General features: G+C 65.9%; 16 protein-coding genes. 11 read left to right on the forward strand and 5 right to left on the reverse strand.

Features of this window, described 5'->3' with window-relative positions; translation table 11 throughout:
- Window positions 1–24 precede the first annotated feature (24 nt).
- Entirely contained in the window at window positions 25–2,922 is a 2,898-nt protein-coding gene (locus tag ELY12_RS12865; protein WP_126177095.1) for a M16 family metallopeptidase, read from the reverse strand.
- A gap of 186 nt (window positions 2,923–3,108) precedes the next feature.
- Between ELY12_RS12865 and ELY12_RS12870 the strand changes: the two genes are divergently transcribed.
- The 7 genes from ELY12_RS12870 to ELY12_RS12900 all read left to right on the forward strand — a co-directional run bounded on the left by ELY12_RS12870 (window position 3,109) and on the right by ELY12_RS12900 (window position 11,878).
- Window positions 3,109–4,593, forward strand: coding sequence for a carboxylesterase/lipase family protein (locus tag ELY12_RS12870; protein WP_126177096.1), 1,485 nt, complete (start codon window positions 3,109–3,111; stop codon window positions 4,591–4,593).
- Window positions 4,594–4,604: 11 nt separating this feature from the next.
- The gene (locus ELY12_RS12875) at window positions 4,605–5,378 is read left to right on the forward strand and encodes an SDR family NAD(P)-dependent oxidoreductase (protein ID WP_126177097.1); all 774 of its coding nucleotides are present in this window, start codon (window positions 4,605–4,607) and stop codon (window positions 5,376–5,378) included.
- 111 nt (window positions 5,379–5,489) lie between these two features.
- The gene (locus ELY12_RS12880) at window positions 5,490–7,682 is read left to right on the forward strand and encodes a TonB-dependent receptor (protein WP_126177098.1); all 2,193 of its coding nucleotides are present in this window, start codon (window positions 5,490–5,492) and stop codon (window positions 7,680–7,682) included.
- Between the two features lie 5 nt (window positions 7,683–7,687).
- Window positions 7,688–9,091, forward strand: a complete 1,404-nt coding sequence (locus tag ELY12_RS12885) for an FAD-binding oxidoreductase (protein WP_126177099.1) — start codon at window positions 7,688–7,690, stop codon at window positions 9,089–9,091.
- Between the two features lie 41 nt (window positions 9,092–9,132).
- Entirely contained in the window at window positions 9,133–10,362 is a 1,230-nt protein-coding gene (locus ELY12_RS12890; RefSeq protein WP_241229865.1) for an MFS transporter, read from the forward strand.
- Between the two features lie 53 nt (window positions 10,363–10,415).
- The gene (locus ELY12_RS12895; RefSeq protein WP_241229866.1) at window positions 10,416–11,171 is read left to right on the forward strand and encodes a helix-turn-helix transcriptional regulator; all 756 of its coding nucleotides are present in this window, start codon (window positions 10,416–10,418) and stop codon (window positions 11,169–11,171) included.
- On the forward strand, window positions 11,168–11,878 hold the full coding sequence (locus tag ELY12_RS12900) for a FadR/GntR family transcriptional regulator (protein WP_126177100.1): 711 nt from the start codon (window positions 11,168–11,170) through the stop codon (window positions 11,876–11,878). The genes ELY12_RS12895 and ELY12_RS12900 overlap by 4 nt, the downstream gene beginning before the upstream one ends.
- A gap of 6 nt (window positions 11,879–11,884) precedes the next feature.
- On the opposite strand, the gene ELY12_RS12905 is transcribed toward ELY12_RS12900, so the two are convergent.
- A complete protein-coding gene (locus ELY12_RS12905) occupies window positions 11,885–14,647 on the reverse strand; it encodes a phosphoenolpyruvate carboxylase (protein ID WP_126177186.1) in 2,763 nt (920 codons plus the stop codon).
- Window positions 14,648–14,797: 150 nt separating this feature from the next.
- Between ELY12_RS12905 and ELY12_RS12910 the strand changes: the two genes are divergently transcribed.
- From ELY12_RS12910 to terL, 4 genes are all read left to right on the forward strand, one after another.
- Window positions 14,798–15,682: a hypothetical protein gene (locus ELY12_RS12910; RefSeq protein WP_126177101.1), complete on the forward strand. Its 885-nt coding sequence runs from the start codon at window positions 14,798–14,800 to the stop codon at window positions 15,680–15,682.
- An 85-nt stretch (window positions 15,683–15,767) separates the two neighbouring features.
- A complete protein-coding gene (locus tag ELY12_RS12915; RefSeq protein WP_126177102.1) occupies window positions 15,768–17,063 on the forward strand; it encodes a site-specific DNA-methyltransferase in 1,296 nt (431 codons plus the stop codon).
- Window positions 17,064–17,089: 26 nt separating this feature from the next.
- Window positions 17,090–17,641, forward strand: a complete 552-nt coding sequence (locus ELY12_RS12920; RefSeq protein WP_126177103.1) for a DUF5681 domain-containing protein — start codon at window positions 17,090–17,092, stop codon at window positions 17,639–17,641.
- A complete protein-coding gene (terL, locus tag ELY12_RS12925) occupies window positions 17,631–19,109 on the forward strand; it encodes a phage terminase large subunit (RefSeq protein WP_126177104.1) in 1,479 nt (492 codons plus the stop codon). Before ELY12_RS12920 ends, terL begins: the two co-directional genes overlap by 11 nt.
- 107 nt (window positions 19,110–19,216) lie before the next feature.
- On the opposite strand, the gene ELY12_RS14660 is transcribed toward terL, so the two are convergent.
- From ELY12_RS14660 to ELY12_RS12935, 3 genes are read right to left on the reverse strand one after another with little or no spacing between them, the layout of a single operon-like run.
- A complete protein-coding gene (locus ELY12_RS14660; RefSeq protein ID WP_420907058.1) occupies window positions 19,217–19,693 on the reverse strand; it encodes a ubiquitination-like system serine protease family protein in 477 nt (158 codons plus the stop codon).
- Complete coding sequence (locus tag ELY12_RS12930; RefSeq protein ID WP_126177105.1) at window positions 19,617–20,798, reverse strand: DUF6791 domain-containing protein; 1,182 nt, start codon at window positions 20,796–20,798, stop codon at window positions 19,617–19,619. The genes ELY12_RS14660 and ELY12_RS12930 overlap by 77 nt, the downstream gene beginning before the upstream one ends.
- An 18-nt stretch (window positions 20,799–20,816) precedes the next feature.
- Window positions 20,817–21,086, reverse strand: a complete 270-nt coding sequence (locus ELY12_RS12935; RefSeq protein ID WP_126177106.1) for a multiubiquitin domain-containing protein — start codon at window positions 21,084–21,086, stop codon at window positions 20,817–20,819.
- Window positions 21,087–21,257 lie beyond the last annotated feature (171 nt).

The following is a 21,257-nucleotide window of genomic DNA, read 5'->3' on the forward strand; positions in this document are numbered from 1 at the left end:
AGGCGCCGCCCGCCACCCCGCGCGTCAGCCCGCCGGCTTCGGCACCACCCGGATTTCCACCGCCGCGGCGGGATCGAGGTAGCGGTCGGCCGCCGCGCCGATCTCGGCCGGGGTGATCGCCTCCAGCACCGCCGCGCGGGTGCGCCGCCGCTCGAGGTACTCGGGCTTGGTCTGCGCCTCCGCGACCAGCGCAACCCAGCTGCCGTTCTCGCGCGCCTGGCGCTGCCAGCGTTCGAGGATCGGCTGGCGCGCGCGGAGCATCTCGTCCGCGCTCGGCGGCGTGGCGCGCAAGTCCTTGGCGATCTCGCGGACCGCGCTCGCCACCGCATCCATCGACGACTGCGCCGCCGGAGCCGAGGCGGTCAGGTAGCCGAACCCCTTGTAGGTCGAGGAATCGACCGACGCGGCATTGGGGGTGTAGGTCGCACCCAGCTTCTCGCGCACGACGTCGATCAGCCGCAACTCCATCACCGCCGCAAGCAGGTCGCGGGTCAGCGAGTCCTTGAGGTCGTGATCGTCGGTCGTCGGCCAGTTGAGCGAGATCGCGCCCTGGTCGGCCGATCCGCCGTGGTAGATCGTCCTGAGCTTGCGATCGGCGGTGAACGCCACCGGCCGCACGCCGGCCACCACGGCCTCGGCCGCGCCGCGCTGAGGCAGGGCGCCGAGCGTCTTGGCAACCGCCGCGATCGCCGCGTCTTGGTCGAAGTCGCCGACCAGGCCGAGCTCGATCTTGCCGCCCGCCAACTGCGGCGCGAGGACCGCTTTCACATCGTCGATCGTCCGCGCTGCGAGCACCGCCGGGTCGTTGAACCCGAATCGCGCGTCCTCTCCGGTCAGAATCCACGGCACCGCCACCGCGGCGAGCTGCGAAGGATTCGAGATGACGTTCTTGGCGATGACCGGGCCCATGCCGGCCCACTGCGCCTGAGTCGCCGGGTCGTAGGCCGGATCGGTCAGTTCGGCGGCGAGCAGCTTCAGCTGCAGCTCAAGGTCGGCAGCGGTGGTGCCGCCGGACGCGACGATGCCATCGTCATCCACGCCGAGCCCGATGCCGACCTGCCGCCCTGCAGTAATCCGCCGCAGCTCGTCGACATTGTGCTTGCCGAGCCCACTGAGCGAGGTGAGGATCTGTACTGCGACCGGCAGTCCGGGCTGGTCGGCCGGGAACACCTGCCCTCCCGAGCCGATGTCGGCGTACCAGGCGATCTTGCCGGGCTCGAAATCGGTCTTCTTGAGGTTGAGCTCGACCCCGTTGGCGAAGCGGACGGTACGGATGCCGAGGTCGGCGATCATGGTGTCCGACACCACTTTGCCCGGGGCGCCGAAATCGTCGTAGGCGAACGCCTTGGTCGCTTCCTCGACCGGCGCGGTGACCGCGACCTTGGCGCTGCCGGCGAGCGCGGAGTTGATGGCGGCAATCTCGACCGGCTGCTTGGTTGCGACGTGGACCAGCGTCGGCCCGCCGTTCCACGCGGCACGGAACGCCTCGCTCGCCGCCTCGGCGGTCAGCGTCGGATCGAGCGCGTTGTAAAGCGCGAGCGTGCCGGTCGGCGACAGGAACACGCTGTCCGACAGCGAGGAGCTAGCCAGTCGATCGGCGATGGCGGCGCTCGACCGGCCACCTTCCTGCTTGACCGCGTTCTCGAGCGCGGTGCGGATGTTGGCCTTGGCCTCGGCGATCTCCGCGCCGGTGAAGCCGAACTGCACGGCGCGGCGCAGCTCCTGCTCGCCGACCGTGATTGCGGGTTGCCACATGCCGTCCTTGGCGACGACGATCATGGTCGCAGCATGCGCGCTGCGGGCAACGTCCTGCGTCGCCGCCTGGCCCAGCAGGATCGGGCTGTCAGCCTTGTGCGCGATCGTGTTGAGCCGATTGCTGAGCGCGGCGCTGGCGATCGCTTCGAGCGTCTCTCGGCGCTGCTCGGCGACGCTATTGGTCGACTTTTCGTACGGCGTCACGCGATCGAACTCGATGATTTCCGGCGTCGCGGGATCGGAGAAGGTCGCCACCTTCGCGACCTTCGCCGGGCTGATCTTGGGCATGTAGTTGGGCAGCGCGGTGCCCGTGGGCTTCCAGTTCGAGAAGCGGCTGCGCACTTCCTTCTCCATCGCGTCGACATCGAAGTCGCCGACCATCACCAGCGTAGCGCGATCGGGGCGGTAGTAGCCCTCGTAGAACGCCTTCAGCTGCGCCGCGGTTATGTTGCCGATCGATTCCGGGGTACCGGTCACGCCGGGCCCAAAGCGCGGGTCGCCGATCTGCTTGCCCAGCGCATCGATCGTGCGCCGCAGCTGCGGCACGTCGCGCACGCGGTACTCGGACAGGATGATGCCGCGCTCGCGGTCGACCGCCGCCGGGTCGAGCGTCAGCTCGGAAGCAATCTCGCGCATGAAGGTGAGCGCGCCATCGACCGTCTCCGGCTTCAGGTTGGGCAGGTCGAGCTTGTAGGTGGTGTGCTCAAGATCGGTCTCGGCATTGGTGTCCGCGCCGAACGCCAGGCCAAGCCGCTCGAGCCGCTTGACCAGTTCGCCTTCGGGAATGTTGGTCGAGCCGTTGAAGGCCATGTGCTCGAGGAAGTGCGGCGCGCCGGCCTGCGCCGGAACCGCCTCGCGCATGCCGACGTCGATCGCGAAGCGAACCACCGCCGCGCCCTTGGGCGTCTCGTTGTGCTTCAGCGCATAGCGCATGCCGTTGGGCAGCACGCCGAAGCGGACGGTCGGGTCGGCCGGTAGGTCGGCGCTGGCGAGGTTCCACGCGGGGATGCCGGTGGTGGGCGTGGCGGCGGTCGCTGCTGGCGGCGCGGCGTCCTGCGCATGGGCAGGCGTGGCGAGCACGGCAGCGCCGGCCAGCGCGAGCGCGGAAGCCTGCATCACGAACGGCAGGCGGCGCGCGCGGCGCGCGATGAAAATGCTATCCGACATGGTGGTAGTCCTTTGCGTCCCCAAGAGGGGCGCGTCATGCCAGATTTGCCCGAGTGGGGACAGGGCCGTTGGTCGAGTGCAGTGTGCCGTTCGCCCGCGTCCGGACTCGGCCATTGCACAGCGAAAGCGACGAACGGCACAGCCCGGGCGCGTGACCTCCGCTCCATCGTCGGGCAAACTCGCCGAATGCCTACCGCCAGCATTGCGCCGATCATCGACACGGAAGCCGGCCAGGTCCGCGGCTCGCTGGCCGAGGGCGTGGTGACCTATCTTGGCGTGCCGTATGCTGCGCCGCCCGAACGCTTTGTTGAGCCCCAACCGCGCGCGCCGTGGGAGGGTATACTCGAAGCGGTCGAACCGGGTCCCGCCTACCCGCACCGCGTCCGCGAGGTGCCGCAGATCGATGCAATCCCGCTCATCGGCAGCGGCAGCGATGGCGGGGACGGCGACTACCTGCGCGCCAATATCTGGGCGCCCGAGAACGCAGCGGACGCCCCGGTCATGGTGTGGATCCACGGTGGCGGGTTCGTGGTCGGCAGCAAGGATGCGCCGGTCAGCGACGGGACCGAGTTCGCCCGCTCGGGCGTGATCTGCGTCGCGATCAACTATCGCATGGGGATCGATGGATTCTTGCCCGTGCCGGGCGCGCCGACCAACTTGGGCCTGCGCGACATGCTGTTCGCGCTCCAGTGGGTGCAGGACAACATTGCAGCGTTCGGGGGCGATCCGGCAAACGTCACGGTGTTCGGCGAGAGCGCGGGGGCGATGGCGATCGCCGACCTCGTCACGTCGCCGCTTGCCGCAGGGCTCTTCCGCCGCGCGATCATCCAGAGCGGGCACGGGTCGATGGTGCGCGAGATTCCGGTCGTGCAGCGGCTGGTGAAGAAGCTCGCCAAAGTGCTCGGCGTGACGCCCGATGTCGCGGGCTTCCGCTCGGTGAGCGACACCGCGGCGATGAACGCGCTCGAGAAGGTCGCGCGGCCCACCGCGGTCGATTTGCGCGACGCGGCAGGGTTCGAGCCGGTCTATGGCATCAGTCGCTTCATCCCGGTGTGGGGCGACGATGTTCTGCCGCTGAAGCCGCTCGAGGCGCTGCGGCTGGGCGCGGGCAAGGATGTCGAAGTGCTCATCGGCACCAACACCGATGAGATGAACCTGTACTTCGTACCCACCGGGGTGCGCGGCAAGGTGCCGGGCCTGCTCGCCTGGTGGCTGGTCTCGCGCTCGCAGCCCAGGGCGCGCGCCGCGCTCAAGGCCTACGGATGGGGCCGTAAGGGAGTGCGCCCTGGCGAGGCGATGACCAAGGCGCTCACCGACCTCGTGTTCCGCTGGCCCGCGCGCCAGTATGCCGAAGCGCACAAGGGCGCGACCTGGCTCTACGAGATGGACTGGCACAGCCCCGCGTGCGGCGGCGAACTCGGCGCATGCCACGGCATCGAGCTGCCGTTCGTGTTCAAGACGCTCGCATGCGCGACCGGCCCCCAGGGCCTTGTCGGCGAGCAGCCGCCGGCCGATCTCGCCGATCGCACACACGCAATCTGGGTCCAGTTCGCGCGCGACGGATCGCTGCCGTGGCGGCGCTTCAACGGCGACCGGCTGGTCTACCAACTCGAGGCCGGCGACACCCGCTACGAACCGCGCATGCCCGCGGCCGACTACCTCCCCGCCTGAGAGACGCTGCCATGTACCTTGAGAAACTGCGGCTCGACGGCCGGACCGCGTTCGTCACCGGCGGCGCGCAGGGGATTGGCCTGTCGTGCGCTCACGCACTCGCCGAAGCGGGCGCGAAAGTAACGATCGCCGATCGTGACGAAGCCGCCCTCGCCCGCGCACAGGATGAGTTGGCGCAGGCCGGCTACACCTGTCGCGTTGCCGTGCTCGACGTCACGGACTCGGCGGCAGTCGCGGCCGCCGCTGACAAGATGCAGCGGTTCGAGGGGCGGATCGACATTCTGGTCAACAACGCCGGGATCGCCCGCAGCGAGACCGCGGCGGAGGATGTCGCCGACGAGCACTGGCTCAACGTGCTCAACGTCAATCTCAACGGCAGCTTCTGGTGCGCGCGCGCGTTCGGGCGGCACATGCTCGCCGCAGGTCGCGGGAGCATCGTTAACGTCGGCTCGATGAGCGGGTTCATCGTCAACCGCCCGCAGCCGCAAAGCTATTACAACGCCTCCAAGGCGGCCGTGCACCAGTTGACCAAGAGCCTCGCTGCCGAATGGGCCAGCCGCGGCGTGCGGGTCAACGCGGTGGCGCCGACCTATATCGCCACCCCGCTCAACGCCTTCGCCGACCAGACCAGCGAGATGTATCGCCGGTGGATCGATGGGACGCCGCAGGGCCGGCTGGGCGAGCCCGAGGAAGTGGCTTCGGTGGTGCTGTTCCTGGCGTCGGACATGGCCTCGCTGATGACCGGCAGCATCGTGCTCGCCGATGGCGGGTACACCTGCTGGTAGGCCGATCGGCACAGCCAGTCTGACGATCGGCACAATCGCGCGACCTTTCATATAGGTTCAAGAGCTGTCAGACAGGTCTCCAGGGCAACGATCCCGTGAGAGGACCTGTTTATGATTCGCATTCGTCACGCTTTCCTAGCCGGCGTCGCCGCCGTCACGATTGCTCCGGCCGCTCACGCGCAGACCGCGCTCGAGGACGGCTCGACCACCAACGAGCAGACGAACGACCCCAACGCGGGCGATGTGTCGGACCCGGGCACGATCGTGGTGACGGCGCGTAAGCGCGAGGAAACGCTGCAGGACGTGCCGGTCGCGGTGACGGCGATCACCGGCGACGTGCTGTCGTCGCGCGGCATCAACTCGGTGCGCGAGGCCGCGGTGCTGGCGCCGGGCCTCAACATCAACAGCGACGGCTCGGGCCGCGCGTTCGTTGCCATCCGCGGCGTCGGGGTGACGCTGGTGCAGTCGGTGCAGCCGGGCGTCGGACTGTTCGTCGACGGCATCTATCGCCCCAACACCGCCTATCTCAACAACCCGCTGCTCGATGTGGAGCGGATCGAAGTGCTGCGCGGGCCGCAGGGCACGCTCTACGGCAAGAACACGCTCGGCGGTGCGATCAACGTCATCACCCGCCAGCCGGGCAACGAATTCGAAGGCCGCGCCAGCGCCAGCTACGCCGGGCCCGACGATCAGTTCATAGTCGCCGGCTCGATCTCCGCGCCGATCGTGCAGGACACCCTCGCGGTGCGCATCGCCGCTTCGCACCAGGAGCAGGACGGCTTCTCGACCAACACCACGCTCGGCAAGCCGGCCCAGCCGTTCAACAGCGAGTCGCTCAACGGTACCGTGCGGTTCACGCCCGGGCCGGTCGAGCTGACCGTCAACGGCTACTACGACTGGATCCACTCGGTGAATATTCCGTACGTCCGGGTGACCGGGCCGGACGACTATTCGCGCAATCTCACCGTCAACACGCTCAACCGGGTCAACTTCCGCTACCGCGGCGTTAACGCGCGGCTGGCGGTGCCGATGGACAGCATCGGCAGCACGCTGACCCTGATCGGCGCCTACGACGCCCGTGACGCGCACAACATCGACCAGGATGTCGATTTCGGTCCGGGCAACTTCGCCCGCGCGACCGGTAACGACCAGCTCCGCACCAAGACCGCCGAGCTGCGCTTCGACAGCAAGTGGTCGGATTCGTTCTCCAGCCTGTTCGGTCTGTTTTACAGCCGCGAAGATGCCGACGCGCTCGACGTGACGACGCTGCTGCCGGCGTTCTCTGGCCTGCCGTTCAATATCGTCCGCACCACCACGGTCGACAATCAGGCCGATACTTACGCCGCGTTCGGCACCGTGTTCTGGAACCCGACCCCCGATTGGGAAGTCGCGCTCGGACTGCGCTACGACCACGAGAACCGCACCGCCAACGGCTCGGTCGTGACTGTGCTCGGCCCGCTCGGCGCCATCGGCGGTCCGCTGCCGCAGGCGCAGATCAAGTCGAACGAGTGGCAGCCCAAGCTGACCGTCAAGCGCAACTGGACGCCGGAGCTGATGACTTACGCGTCGGTCGCGCGCGGCTATCGCGGCGGCGGCTTCAACGCCCCCACCGCGCCGACCCGGACCTACACCGGCGACAGCGCTTGGACCTACGAACTAGGCGCCAAGTATGCCTCGGACGACCGACGCTTCAGCCTGTCGGGCGACGTGTTCTACAACGATTACAAGAACTACATCGGCCTCAACTCGATTGCACCCGCCGCAGGCGGCGGGCTCGTCACGGTCGACCTTAATACCGGCGACGTGACCAGCTACGGCGTCGAGCTCGAAGGCTACTTTAAGCCGACCCCGGCGTGGACCATCAGCGGCGGCGTGGCGCTTATGCACGCCCGGCTCGACAACGACGATGCCTATTTCGCGACCACCGGCCGCCGCCTGTCGTCGGACCGCCTGACCTTCCAGCCCGACTGGACCGCCAACCTCGCTACGGACTACACCGTGCCGCTCGGCAACGGCGAGCTGGTGTTCAGCGCCAACGTCTCAGGCAAGGGCAAGCGTCTCGCCGCTACGCTCAACCAGACCACCCCAACCTTCCTCGACAGCTATTGGCTGACGGGCGGCTCAATCACCTACCGCACCGGTCCGATCGAAGTCGCCGCGTTCGTCACCAACGCGTTCAAGGCCAAGTACTGGGAAAGCTACATCGAGAAGACCACGCTGCAGCTCGCGGGTCTTCCGGCGTCCGATCTCGGCATCATGGGCGAAGGCCGCCGCTACGGCGTGCGCGCCAGCCTGAAGTTCTGACCGTCATGTCGGCGTCCGCCCCCGCGGCGGCCCGCGTGCCGCTTCCACAAGGTTTCCTTAGCCAGCTGGAGGAGCGCTTCGGCGCGAACCTCCAGACCGGTGCGGCGATCCTGGAGCAACACGGATCGAGCGAATCGCACTTCGAGGCGATGCTCCCCGATGCTGTGGTGTTCGCCGAAAGCCGGGACGACGTCGTCGCGCTGGTGAACCTGTGCCGCGAGGCGAGCGTGCCGATCGTGCCGTTCGGCGCAGGCACCTCGATCGAGGGCAACGCGGCGGCGGTGCGCGGCGGCGTGTCGCTCGACCTGACGCGGATGGACAAGATCGTCGCGGTCAATGCCGAGGACTTCGACTGCGTGGTCCAGCCAGGCGTGCGGCGCGAGGAGCTGAACCTGCACCTGCGCGACCAGGGCCTGTTCTTTCCGATCGATCCCGGCGCCAATGCGACCCTCGGCGGGATGGCTTCGACCCGGGCGAGCGGCACGAACGCGGTGCGATATGGCACGATGAAGGACGCGGTCCTGAGCCTCGAGGTGGTAACCCCGCAGGGCGAGGTGATCCGCACCGCTCGCCGGGCGCGCAAGTCCGCCGCGGGCTACGATCTCACCCGGCTTTATGTGGGGTCGGAGGGCACGCTCGGGATCATCACCGAGGTGACGCTGCGGCTGCACCCCATCCCGGAGGCGATTTCCGCCGCGGTGTGCAGCTTCGACACTCTCAAGGGTGCGGTCGATACCGTGGTCCAGTCGATCCAGTGCGGCATTCCGCTGGCACGGGTCGAAATCCTCGACGCGCTGCAGATGCGCGCGGTCAACCGCTGGTCGAAGCTCGACTACCCCGAAGCGCCGACGCTGTTCTTCGAATTCCACGGCAGCGAGAACCACGTCGCCGAGCAGGTCGAGACGGTGAAGGCGCTCGCCGAAGCCAATGGCGGCGGCGAGTTCGCGTGGTCCAACCGGCCCGAGGAGCGCAGCAAGCTGTGGCGCGCCCGGCACGAGGCCTATTACGCCGCGGTCAACCTGCGCGAAGGCGCGGTCGGCTGGGCGACCGACGTGTGCGTGCCGATGAGCCGCCTCGCCGAGTGCATCACCGAGACGCAAGCCGATCTCGCCGGAGCGAGCATGCCGGCGACCATCCTCGGTCACGTGGGCGACGGCAACTTCCACGTGGTGTTCTCGCTCGATCCCAATTCGGCGGACGAGTTGGCCGAAGTGTCGGCGCTCAACGCCCGCCTAGTGGAACGTGCGCTGGCGATGGACGGCACCTGCACCGGCGAGCACGGCATCGGTCTCGGCAAGCAGGAATGGCTGGTTGCGGAACTGGGCGACGCGGTCGAGCAGATGCGCGTGATCAAGCGCGCGATGGATCCGCAGAACATCCTCAACCCCGGCAAGATCTTTTCGCTGTGAGCATTGACGCTGCTCAGCGGCCGGCGCGCGCTTGGCCGGCCTTGATCCTGCTTGCGCTGACCATGGCGGTCGGCAACGTCATGCTCGGCGTGTTCAGCGCGGTGCAGGAGCAGGCCAAGGCGGAGCTGGTCTTGAGCGACTTCCAGATGAGCCTGCTCAACGGGCTGGCGGTGTCGATTCCGCTCGCGGTGCTGGCGATTCCGGTCGGGCTGATGGTCGACCGCGCCGTTCGCGTGCGGATGCTGCTGTGGACCGCGATCGTGTGGACCGCCGGCACCTTGCTCACCGCGTTCGCCGAGAACCTGCCCCTGCTGTTCCTTGCGCGGATGCTGGGCGGGGTCGGCGCGAACATTTCTACCACGATTGCGATCTCACTCGCCGCCGACCTGTCGCTGCCCGAGCGGCGCGGCCGCTCGCTACTGCTGCTGACAATCGGCAAGTACGCCGGGACGGGGCTCGCATTCGCACTAGGAGGCTGGCTGCTGGGGCTGTTCCTTGCACACGGCGGGGTCGAAGGGCTCGCTCCGTGGCGAAGCATCCACCTAGTGCTCGGCCTGTTCAGCCTCCTGATCGTCTTGGCGCTCGCCTTTCTACGCGAGCCCGCGCGCCTCGAAACACGCGTGGGACCGCAAGCATCGATTCGCGAGACCTTCCGCGAGCTGGCTGAGTACCGGAGCTTCCTGATCCCGCTGTTCATCGGCCAGATCGGCGTGTTGATGGCTGATGCCGCGGCCGCGATCTGGGCCGCTCCGGTCCTGTCGCGCTCGTACGGCGTGACGCCGCAGGAGTTCGCCGGCTGGCTCGGCGCGGTGGTATTCGGCGCCGGCATCCTTGGCGCACTCATCGGCGGCTTCGCGGCGGACGCGGGGCTGAAGAGCGAGCGCCGCGGCGGCATCCTGCTCGGCGCCATCATCGCCTCGGTCGTCGCCCTGCCCGCAGCGGTGTTCCCGCTGGCGCCCAGCGTACCGAGCTTCGCGCTCGCGCTGTTCGTCCTGCTGTTTGGCGGGACTATCACTGGCCTGGTGACCGCGACCGCGCTGGCTGTGCTCCTGCCCAACGAATTGCGCGGGCTGTCGATTGGCGTGTTCCTCGCCGTTGGCGGATTGATCGCTTTCGGAGTGGCGCCAACGCTGGTCACCGGTGTGAGCGCGCTGCTTGGCGGAGAGACATTTCTGGCCCAAGCGCTGGCGGTAGTCGGCCTCGCAGTGAGTGTGCTCGGCTGCGGTGGCTTCATCGTCGCCCGGAAGCATGCACCGCAACCTGTAAGATAGCTATTGTCAACCTGTATTATAGGTTGTAGCTAAGCGGCAGAGGAGCCTGCCGCATGAAGGACGTCATCCTGGTTTCGGAGGAAATGACCACGCTCGTCGGGCGCGGTCCGGTGCCGCATTCGGCGCCGCTGCCGGCTGATTCGGTCATGTTCGTTGCTGGGATCGATGCTGACCTGACGCCCACCCTCACCTTTTGTGACCGGGCCGATCTTTCGGATGCCAACGAGAGCCCCCTGGTCCTCATCGTCCAGCGCGCCGCTTGCGCGCGCCTGTTTGCCGCCCAGCCCGAACGGCCGCAGACCTGGCACTTTCCCAGCGCGCTGCTGACGCTCGCCCTGTCGATCATCGATTGCGAGGCGACGGGCGAGGCGCAAGCGACGCTACGGCTTGCCCGCAGCATTGAGCTGCTATGCCAGATCCACGCCGCCTTCGCGGACGGCCTGCTGGTCCCCGCGGGCCCGGACGGCGCGCTCAGCGAGCTCGACATCGCCCGCATCGCCGCGGCGAGGCGGGTGGTCGATCAGCGCTGGCAGGAAAAGCTCACCATCGCCGAGCTGGCGCGAATCGCCGGCGTCAACCGCGACAAGCTGGTCCGGGGCTTCCGCGAACTCTACGGCGCCACCATCGCCGAGGTCTTGAGCGAGCGCCGCTTGCGCGAAGCCCGCCGCATGCTGCTCGCCAGCGATCTGCCGGTCGCGACGGTCGCTTACCGCTGCTCCTATCTCAACAACGCCGCGTTCACGCGCGCGTTCAACCGCCGCTACGGCCTCGCGCCGACCGAGCTGCGCCGGATGGGAGTGGCGGCATGAGCGCGGACGCCATGGCGCTGCCAAAGGGCACGCTGGTCGAGAGCGCGACCGAAGCCGTGCGCGAGCATATCCGCCTCAACCAGCTCAAGGTCGGCGATGTCCTGCCGAGCGAGGGCAGCTTCGCCTCCGAACTCGGCGTCAGCCGCCCGGTCATGCGCGAAGCCTTCCACGCCCTCGCCGCGCTCAAGATGATCGATGTCGGCAACGGCCGCCGCGCGCGCGTCGGCGCGATCGACGGATCGGTGATGGCCGCCTCGATCGGGCATGCGGTCAACACCGCGCAAGTCTCGCTCGCCGACGTCTGGGACGTGCGCCGCACGCTCGAGCTGCGCACCGCCGAGTTGGCCGCGCGCAACCGGACCGACCAGCAGGCCGACGCGATTGTGACCGCCGCGCACACGCTGGCGATGAGCCGCGACGAGACCACCCGCACCGCCGCCGACACCGCCTTCCACCAGTCGATTGCCCTCGCCAGCGGCAACCAGATGTTCTTCCAGATCGTCCGCTCGTTCGAGCAGATGATGCAGATCGCCATCCCCAAGGCCTGGGCCGGCCGCGCGACCGACGCCGAGCGCGAGGAGAGCCTGGCGCTGCACCGCGAAGTCGCCGATGCAATCGCCAACCGCGATCCGGTAAGTGCCCGCGAGGCGATGGAATCGCATTTCGCTCGCTCGATCGGCGAACTCTTCCACCGCTCGGAGTCCTGACGCGCGCTAGCCGTGCGCCCCGAAGTGGTTGGCGATCGCGCTGGCGATGCGCAAATTGAGCGCGTGCGCGGCCTCGATACGGTCGATGTAGTCGCGGTGGATCGCGGCGTAGCCTTCCTCCGCATCGTCGGGGTAGTCGCCGGGCTCGTCGACCTCGAAGTCGCTTACTTGCGCCCCTTGCGCCGGATAGGCGCGGCGTAGCTGCGCCAGCGCATCGTCGATCCTGAGGGTGAACACCATTTCCAGCACATCCGCCCTGCTGATGTCGTTGGCGCGCGCGAACGCCGGGATGCTGACCGCGCGCAGGAACATGTGCTGCAGCAGTGCGAGGCGCAGCGCCTGCAGCACGCCGATCTCGCGCCGCACCTGCTCGCGGCCGGCGAAGCTCTCTTCCTCGGGCACCAGCGCCAACAGCCGGTGCAGCTTGAGCGCATCGACCCGAAGCCGCGAGGCGAGCCGGCGGAACACGCCGTTGCGATCGTCCTTCGTGAGGTACTCGGCCAACGCCGCGCAGGCGGGCGCGAGGTTTTCCTCGATCCCGCGATAGGTCCGGCTCGCCCAATAGGCAGAGTTGAACAGCTCGCCGTAGGCGGCGACGGTCTTGATGCTCGCAAGCGCGTTGGCGGCGCGGATCAGGCGGATCATCTGCCGGCCGCGCGGACTTTCGGTCAAGAGGCCGGCGATTTCCTCGAGGTTGCCGTCGGCCGCACTGCCGAATCCAGCGATGACGTTCACCGGGTAGCCGAGCTGCTGCAGGATCGCATTGTGCGGGATCGCGCGGATCTGCCGCAGCGTCATGTCGCGGTCCGCTGCGAGGTCCGACTGGCGACGCGACTTGCGGCTGCCGGTCTCGACCAGCATGCCGAGCCCGAACGCGGTGATCGCGCGGTTGTAAGTTCGGCTCTCCAGGTGCTGGTGCTGGTGCTCCTTGATCGCGCGGTAGAAATCGAGGCTGAGGTCGGTGCGGCGATAGAACGGGTCGGCCGGGGCATCGGCGTCGGTCTCGCCCGGCCGAAGCCCAGCGATGCGAGTGAGCGTCGCCAGCGCCAGTTCGGGGGTGGCGAAGAACAGGTAGCCGTCGCCGCCCTGGAAGCTGACCTCGGGCTCGAGGTCGATGCCAGCGCGCGCGAACCGCCGCCGCGCCCACGGCGAAAGCGGCCATTCGAGCCGGTCGGCAAAGCTCGACGGGTGCGCGCCGCGGCCCATGCTCTCGCCGTGGGTGTCGAAGACCAACGCCGCGAGATCGGCCAGACCGTTAGCTTCCATCGCGCTCGCCAGACGGCCTTGCAGGCGCTCGATCGCGAGGCTTGCCGGGATCTGGCCGACGAACCGCCCGGCATCCGAGAACCCGGTCTGAATCGCCACCCGGCCGCGCTTCTGCGCGTAGTCTTGATAGGCCGGCTCGGCGAGCAACGCGTCGAGCAAGCGCCCGCCATGCTCCAGCGCGCTCTCGGTCTCGAACAGCGGTGAGACATCGACCTTGTCCTCGATCCCGAACAGCCGCGCGAAATAGAGCGCGGCGAGCACGGTACTCGGCTGCTCGCACTCGGCGATAAGCATGCGGATCGGCGCGTCGGCGTCCACGTGGCGCAAGATTTGCGCCATCGCCAGGAACTGCCGGATCGCGGTCGAGCTCTCGATCGCCAGCGAGGCGAAATTCGACCGCAGCGACCGGACATTCGCGAGCAGCTCGCGCAAGGTCGCAATCGCCCCGCGGCTGCCGAGGTCGATCTCGTGATCATCGGGCAAGCGGCGGCGGATCGCGTTGTGGAGCTGGCTCGCATTGACCCGGAAATGGATCCACCCCATCCCCAACCCGTCAGCGCGCATCGCCGCCGCGAGCGTTCGCATGGCGACCGCGTTATCGCCGCCGGCAGCATCGGCCTCGATCTGCTCGATCACCGGCGTGAGCGAGAGCAACTTGTCGGGATGATCGGCGGTCAGGCGATTGGCCGCGGCGGACAGCTGTTCCGCATCGTCGAGATCGCTGGCAAAATCGGCGGCCCGCTCGGACGCGTACGTCGCAGCAGCGCGCAAGGTGGCGACCAGCGGATGCGCTGCATCAATCGCGGCCAGCGAGCCAGCGTATCGGTCGAGGCGCTCGGCCTTCTCGGCCAACCGGTACGAGACCGATGTGTGCCAGCCGATATCGGTCCGCCCGTCCATGTCGTAACCGACCCAGGTCGCAAACCGGAACGGCAGCGGGCGCACCTCACTCCACCGCTCGGGCCACGCCGTGCGAGCGCGCTCCAGTACCTTACCCACGATCCGGTCGCGCGCGTCCTGCGCGTTCGCGAGCGCCCGCATCGCGCAATCGTGCTCATAGTCGAGCGTGACCGATGGACGTTCAGCGGGGACCGCGCAGACCGCTTCGTCGTCGCCCGCCCGGCTCGCAGCATCAGCAACGGCGTCCGACTGCGCCGGAGCGAGCAGGAAGGTCGGATGCGCGGTGAACACCGCGTGCAGTTGCGGCCGCGACCAGCGCTCTGCGAACTGCTCGAAATCGCTGCCTTCGGCGACCAGCTCGCTGAGCGTCGCCGGCGCATCGTCAGGCCCGACCAGACACCGCAACCGCTCTGCCCGGCTTTTGAGCGCGGAGCACTCCAGCTCGGCGACCATCGAGCCGACCTGGTCGAGCGTCAGCGCCCCACTCTCGATCTCGCGCGAAACATCGAGCGAGAGCTGGAACACCGGATTGAACAGCGGGGTCTCGGCCGTGCGCTCATGCAGCACCTGCAGCCGCGCGACGAGTTCGCCGAGATCACGCATCGGAACGCTCACCTCCGACAATCCTCGTTCGCACGAACGTTGCTGCGTGGTGAACGACGCAGTCCGTCGCTAACCGGTCTTGCCATGCCATATTCCCATTTGATGGGAAAGTAGTGGGAAGCATAGCTGTTTCGGGCGATAAGCACGATCATGAGCCGGCAAAAACTGCCCGATTCCAAAGGCAAAGTCAGCGGTTTCGCATATTCGGCGTTGTGGGAAGAATTCGGCACAATTCTGGAACCGCTGGGTGCGAAGCCCGACGTCGTGCGAAGGTACGAAGACCTGCTCAGTGCCTTGGAGAAACGCGGAGTTGCTCCGCGGACGATCCTCACGCGCGCGGCGATCAGCGAACTGGTTCACTCCATGGGACCTCAGATCCGCGCTCGAAATGCCGATGTGCTTGCGGTCCAGCTTTATACGATCGCAGCCGCGTATCGCTTGGTGGAGCTGAAGGAGCTGGCGGGCATCGGGGCTGCCGCGACCAAGAAGCGGGTCCGCCAGATTGCCAAGGCAGCAGGGGCGCTATCGGATCTGCTGCCCGAGTTGGACCTCCAATTCGAAGTGTTCCTCGGTTTGGTTCGCCAACGGGCTGTCGATCAAAACTCGATCCCGGTGTTCCACCTCGAGCAAATGGCGACCGAGCTCCGGGATCTCTCAGTCGCAGCCAGCATATGTGCGTCGGAGATACCGAGCCGATCCCGCGGCCGGAGTGTAGACAGCCTGCGTGCGCGGCTGATGGCAGCTGCCACCTCCATCATCGGCGACTATTGCCGACAAGTGGAGATCGAGATCAAGCAGTCCGATACTGGTGGCCGTAACCCACGTCCCGGATCAAGCACTGGCGAGCTGCTCTTCAGATACCTGGACCTAGTGGAGCCCCAGATGGGCGCAATCGAGAAAGAGCGACTGTTTGCGGAGCATGCGGACTCGTGGATTTCGGTGACGCGGAAGGAAATCGATGACGACGAGCCACCTCGAAAATGGAGGAGACGGACCGGCCGTCTCGAGCACCTGCGCCACATGTATCCCAAATAGCCCGCGCGGGTGATTTGGCGATCATCCTCGCCGCTTCCCACAAATGAGATGTGCGCGCTTCCCAGCAAACCAAGGAAGCGCCGCGATGGTCAAAGTTCCCAAACACCGGAAGCTCGAGGTGGTGAACCGCCATCCCGACGTTCTCATTCCCTATGCGCACAACGCGCGCGAGCATTCCAAGGCGCAGCTCAAAAAGCTGGTCGCGAGCATCGAAGAATTCGGGTTCACCAATCCGATCCTCATCGACGACGGCATGAATGTACTGGCGGGGCACGGTCGTCTCATGGCGGCGAAGTTGCTCGGTATGACCTCGGTGCCCACCATCATGCTCGCGAACATGAGCGAGGCGCAGGTGCGCGCTTACATTCTCGCTGACAACGCCATCGCGACCAAGGCGGGATGGTCCAAGGATCTGCTCCGGCACGAGTTCAGCGGACTGGTCGCGCTGGGCTACGATGTCGAGCTGACCGGGTTCGACACCCTCGAGATCGACACGCTCATCTCGATGAGCGACGACGACCCGAAGGAAGACGTGATCGAGCTGCTCGACGAGCGCGAGCCGCCCATCTGTCAGCTCGGTGACCTCTGGAGCATCGGCTGGCACCGGCTGTTCGTCGGCGACGCCCGGGTTCTCGACTCCTACGCGCGGCTGCTGGGCAACGAGCGCGCGGAACTCATCATCGCGGACCCGCCCTACGGCTGCGCCATCGCCGGCAACGTATCCCGCAACCGCAACGCGGAAGACTTCGTGATGGGTTGCGACGGCGTTGGACCCGAGCTGGCGCACGGACTGTTGCGCCCCGCCCTCAAGTGCATGCGCGTCTATGCCCGGCCGGGCGCGATCGCATTCGTTTTCATGGACTGGCGCGGTCTGCCCGCGTTGTGGGAGGCCGCACAGGGCATTTTCCACGAGATCAAGAACCTCATCGTATGGTCGAAGACCAACGCGAGCATGGGATTCTATAGGTCAGCCCATGAACTGATCTACGTGTTCAAGGTCAGCCCCGGAAAGCACATCAACAACTTCGGTCTGCGTCGTCACCGGACCAACGTCTGGGTGTATTCGGGCGCGAACACCTTCCGCCGTGGGCGCAAGGCGGACCTCGACGCACACCCGACGATCAAGAACAAAAACATGATCGCAGATGCGATCCTCGACGTTTCGAAACCGGGTGGGATCGTGCTCGACGGCTTCGCGGGATCGGGCACGACTCTGGTCAGTGCGCACATGACCAACCGCCGCGGGTTCGGGATCGAGCTCGATCCCAAGTACGCCGATCTCATCCTCAAGCGGCTCAGCGAGGCCGTCGGCGAGGAGCCGACGCTGGAGGATGGTCGGACGCTGTCCGAGGTCACCCACGCACGGACCGAGGAGCCCTGACCACAAACCGGAAGAGGAATTGGGTCATGGATGATGACGACGACGCGCCGCGTCCCGAGGGGCGCCGCAAGGACGGCAAGCCCTTCAAGCCGGACAACACCCGCGACGATGGCAGTTATGTGGTTGGCAAGGGCCGACCGCCAGAGGCCGGGAAGTTTGCAACAGGCGACGGCCGCAAGCGCGGAAGGCGGCGCAAAGGCGATCGCAACGCCGACACCGATTTTGAAGAGGAGTACAATCGGAAGATCACTCTGGCTGAAGGCGGCGCCAAGCGGCGGGTGAGCAAGGGCCGGGCAGCTACGATGCGCCTGTTTGATAATGCGGTCGCGAAAGGTCAAACCGCCGCGATCATCGAGGTCGACCGGCGCCATCAGCGGATGCTGGAGCGCAAGGCAGCGAGCCGGCAGCGCTCCGCCGAGGCCGATGCGGCAATTCTCGACGCCTACATCCGCGACCTGATGGGTCCTCAGACCTTCGGTCCGCACCTCTGCGGTGACCCGGAGGACGGCGCGGTGGTCGTTGCAACCACTTCCGGCGACCCGTCAGCTGAAGACCAGGAGCCAACCGATGACCGTTGACCCGACCACCGCTCTGGCCGCCGCAATCCGTCTCAACTTCGACCTGTTCCTGCGTGTCATGTTCACCGAGATCAACGGGGGCACCTACCTCCACAACTGGCACATCGACGCGATTGCGCACCAGCTCGAGCTCATGAGGACGGGGCAGAACCGGCGCCTGATCGTGACGATGCCGCCCCGGCACCTCAAGTCGATCGCCATCTCCACCGCGTGGGTAGCCTGGATGCTGGGTCAGGACCCGTCGCTGAATTTTATGTGCGTCAGCTATGGCGACAAGCTCGCTGAGAAGCACGCGCGAGACTGCCTCAAAATCATGCGCAGCAGGCTCTACAAGCTGGCCTTCCCGAACGTGCGACTGGCGAGGACCACGACAGGGGACTTTGAGACAACGGCTGGCGGTGGTCGTCTCTCGACGGGTGTCGAAGGTCCGATCACGGGGCGCGGTGCAAATTTCATCGTGATCGACGATCCGATGAAGGGCGCGGACGCGCTGTCGGAAGCCGCGCGCATTAAGGTCAAGGAGTGGCTCGACGGCTCGCTCATCTCACGCCTCGATGATGACGAGAGCGGCGTCGCCGCTATCGTTCTGGTCATGCAGCGGCTCCACGAGGATGATCTTGCCGGCATGCTCATCGAGCGCGGAGGATGGAACGAGCTCCGTCTCTCCGCGATTGCGACCCATGATGAGGTTATCCCGCTCACCCGCGGGAGATTCTACCTGCGGCGCGAAGGATGCGCGCTGCACCCGGCCAGGCGGTCACTCGCGTACCTGCACGACCTCCGGGCCCAGAGCTGGTACTACTTCTCCTCCCAGTACCAGCAGGAGCCCATTCCGCGCCAGGGCAATTTCGTCGAGCGCGAGTGGTTCCAGTTCTACGACAAGCCGCCAGAAACCGGCGTCGTGATCCAGAGTTGGGATACCGCTTCACAGCCCGGTCTCGGCAACGATTTCACGGTCGGCATCACTGCTCGCTACTACAAGGGAAGGTTCTACATCCTTGATGTCTACCGGGCGCGGGTCGCATTCGGGGCCATGGAGAGGGCGGTCATCGAGCTCTGTCGGCGATACAAAGTCGATCGCCTTGTCATCGAACAGGCCGGAAGCGGTATTCAGTTGATCCAAAGGCTCGAAGAGGAACTCCCCGATGGAGTGCCCTACCCGGTCAAGGTGAAGCCGTTCGAGTCAAAGACGATACGGTTTGAAGCACAGGCTAGTCGCGTTCAGGCTGGACAGCTCTTTCTCCCCCGCGAGGCGCCATGGCTTGCAGAGTTTATCGCCGAAGTCGTCGGCTTTCCTAACAAGCGCCACGACGATCAGGCGGACGCCCTCGCGCAGCTCCTGGCGAACCCGCCTTGGAAAAAGCCGACGATCGTCAACGTAGGTCCCGAGTTGGCCGACGAGACATACTCAACCGGCCTGTCTGATGAAGAAGTCATGGATAACTACCTCAGAGCCTGGGACGTCTGATCCTCAGGTGCGAACCGTCATCTCGAACTGATTGTCGTCTCCTGACATGGCTGGACGCGAGCAGGCGTTGAAGAGATCGTGACTGCGGCCTCCCGTAAGTCGCGCGATCACTCGTCGCGAAGAAACGCTACGAGGCGTTTGACCCAATCGCCGACCCTCTGGGTCCACGGCCTCCGCTGATATGGCTTGAGGTCCCTGCGGCGCACGACTTCGATCTCAGCTTCGGAGTAGCGCCGTCGCCATTGAACCCTACCCTGACCGAGCACGTAGTGAGACTTACACTTGAGGTTCCAGTTCCCGACGGACGGATGAAGCGATGGCCGGGCGTCGGTGCCTTCCAGTGCCCATTCAATGTTGTTGAGCGGAAGGATCACGCGCTCTCCGCATCCGCAAGCGCAAAGGTGATGGCACCTCGAACCCTGCGGATTGACGTAGAGGATGCCTGCCTCAAGCTGCTCGGGTATCGGACCTCGCGAGACCACGAAGGTATAACTCCGCCGGTCGAACTTATTCACGGTCCAGCTGCATCGTTGATATAGTGAAGGTAGCTTGCGAAACAGCGCGACCGCTGGCGTAGTAGCCACGATACCTCTTGTACATGAAGACCGCCATAGCAGCGTTGAGGGCGTTCAGTTCCACCGTCTGAATATTCTTCTGGTACTCATCAGGAATGTCGACCAGATCCTCGCCGATGACCTCGTTGATCAGGTCGTCGGAGCTGCTTGGATCGAGCAAGGTTGTGTCCACCATGCCAGTGAGGCCTGGGTTGCCGTGATGCAGGCCCATCCCGACGATGATTACAGGGATCCCGTGCGCCAGCAGCATTTTGGCGATCTCCCGGCGCGCGCCCATCTTGTCGACAGCGAGGAAGGCGAAGGTGACCCCTTCAAGGAGCTGCATTGAGCCTTGGTCGAGTTTCGCCTCGATCACCTTGGCACGCTTGTGCCACCCGGCGTAGCGCTGCTCGATCACTCGCACTTTCGGCTGACCGAGTTCCTCGCGGTGCGTCGCACCAGGGACGCGGAACGCATTGTGGAGATCGAACACGTCGAAATCGAAGAGCCGGATTTCTTTCACGCGCGTCTTTGAGACGAGATCGAAGATGTAGGAACCGGTTCCACCAGCGCCGATGATCGCGATCGTGTCGCTCGCCAGCAGCTTGTCGAGTTCACTGAGGTTCGCCCGCGCCGAGTTCATGTCATCGAACGGGAACGGACAGTCCTCGTCAGCCTCACCGAGGTTGGCAAACGGGGTGGCCTGAAATTCCGGATGCTTCGCTTCCGCAGGACCCGAGATGTAGCACGCGTACTCGGTGAACTTCTCGTGCAGGCTCACGTAATCACGCATGACGCCGCCGTCGCCATGCTGCTTCCAGGACCAGTAAAACGACGACAATTTGCCATCGAAGAGCGGCGTGACGTTGGCGCCGTTACCACTAAAGAGGATCCTGCCCTCCTGATCGTAAGGCTGTCCTCCGATGAAATACATCTGGTGGTTCATGGGCAGGGTTCGTGCCTGGCCATTGTGATCGAAGTTGATCGTATCGACCATATAGCCAGTGTGCGGATCCCCAGCCGCGTCGAGGTAGGGCACGGACATGACCAGATAGGGCCCGCGGCGATAAAGCGCATACCCTTCATCCAGAAGACGCTGGATGCTGCCATCCTCAGAAGGCGGTAGAACTTCCATCGTTTTGCACCCCCGCCCTTACGACTGACCGGTGCCGGTCACGGTGAAGTCCATCCCGTCGACAGCTTCGATCGAGCCACCGGGCTTGAGCTTGCCCGACGCATTGCCATGCCCGCGATCGTACGAGATGCGGTAGCCATCGGCAGGGTTCGCGTTCGGGCCGAAGGCCAACTTCACGAGATCGTCGAAAGTAATCTTTCCCTTCGGCACCGTGCGGGTGATGTCGTTGACGTCGATGCTCACCGTCTTCGGCGCTTTGTCGTCCTTGCTATTGTCGTGATCAGTCATTGGTATTTCCTCATACTGACGTCTGTCCCGACGCCTGGCGGCGGTCAGACTGCTCTTTATCGGTCCCGAATCGGGAACGCTGTCGATATCGCACGAGTCCGATGCCCGCACAAGGACTGCGCTCCCAATCTGGGAACATTTTTCTTGCGCGCGCCATCACGCTATGCGAGG

The organism is Tsuneonella rigui, from assembly GCF_003958625.1.
GTDB classification, from domain to species: domain Bacteria; phylum Pseudomonadota; class Alphaproteobacteria; order Sphingomonadales; family Sphingomonadaceae; genus Tsuneonella; species Tsuneonella rigui.

Excerpts from the sequence above, each read along its gene's own strand:
- ELY12_RS12865 (WP_126177095.1), bottom strand. The coding sequence starts at position 2,922 with ATGTCGGATAGCATTTTCATCGCGCGCCGCGCGCGCCGCCTGCCGTTC.
- ELY12_RS12870 (WP_126177096.1), top strand. The coding sequence starts at position 3,109 with ATGCCTACCGCCAGCATTGCGCCGATCATCGACACGGAAGCCGGCCAG.
- ELY12_RS12875 (WP_126177097.1), top strand. The coding sequence starts at position 4,605 with ATGTACCTTGAGAAACTGCGGCTCGACGGCCGGACCGCGTTCGTCACC.
- ELY12_RS12880 (WP_126177098.1), top strand. The coding sequence starts at position 5,490 with ATGATTCGCATTCGTCACGCTTTCCTAGCCGGCGTCGCCGCCGTCACG.
- ELY12_RS12885 (WP_126177099.1), top strand. The coding sequence starts at position 7,688 with ATGTCGGCGTCCGCCCCCGCGGCGGCCCGCGTGCCGCTTCCACAAGGT.
- ELY12_RS12895 (WP_241229866.1), top strand. The coding sequence starts at position 10,416 with ATGAAGGACGTCATCCTGGTTTCGGAGGAAATGACCACGCTCGTCGGG.
- ELY12_RS12900 (WP_126177100.1), top strand. The coding sequence starts at position 11,168 with ATGAGCGCGGACGCCATGGCGCTGCCAAAGGGCACGCTGGTCGAGAGC.
- ELY12_RS12905 (WP_126177186.1), bottom strand. The coding sequence starts at position 14,647 with ATGCGTGATCTCGGCGAACTCGTCGCGCGGCTGCAGGTGCTGCATGAG.
- ELY12_RS12910 (WP_126177101.1), top strand. The coding sequence starts at position 14,798 with ATGAGCCGGCAAAAACTGCCCGATTCCAAAGGCAAAGTCAGCGGTTTC.
- ELY12_RS12915 (WP_126177102.1), top strand. The coding sequence starts at position 15,768 with ATGGTCAAAGTTCCCAAACACCGGAAGCTCGAGGTGGTGAACCGCCAT.
- ELY12_RS12920 (WP_126177103.1), top strand. The coding sequence starts at position 17,090 with ATGGATGATGACGACGACGCGCCGCGTCCCGAGGGGCGCCGCAAGGAC.
- terL (WP_126177104.1), top strand. The coding sequence starts at position 17,631 with ATGACCGTTGACCCGACCACCGCTCTGGCCGCCGCAATCCGTCTCAAC.
- ELY12_RS12930 (WP_126177105.1), bottom strand. The coding sequence starts at position 20,798 with ATGGAAGTTCTACCGCCTTCTGAGGATGGCAGCATCCAGCGTCTTCTG.
- ELY12_RS12935 (WP_126177106.1), bottom strand. The coding sequence starts at position 21,086 with ATGACTGATCACGACAATAGCAAGGACGACAAAGCGCCGAAGACGGTG.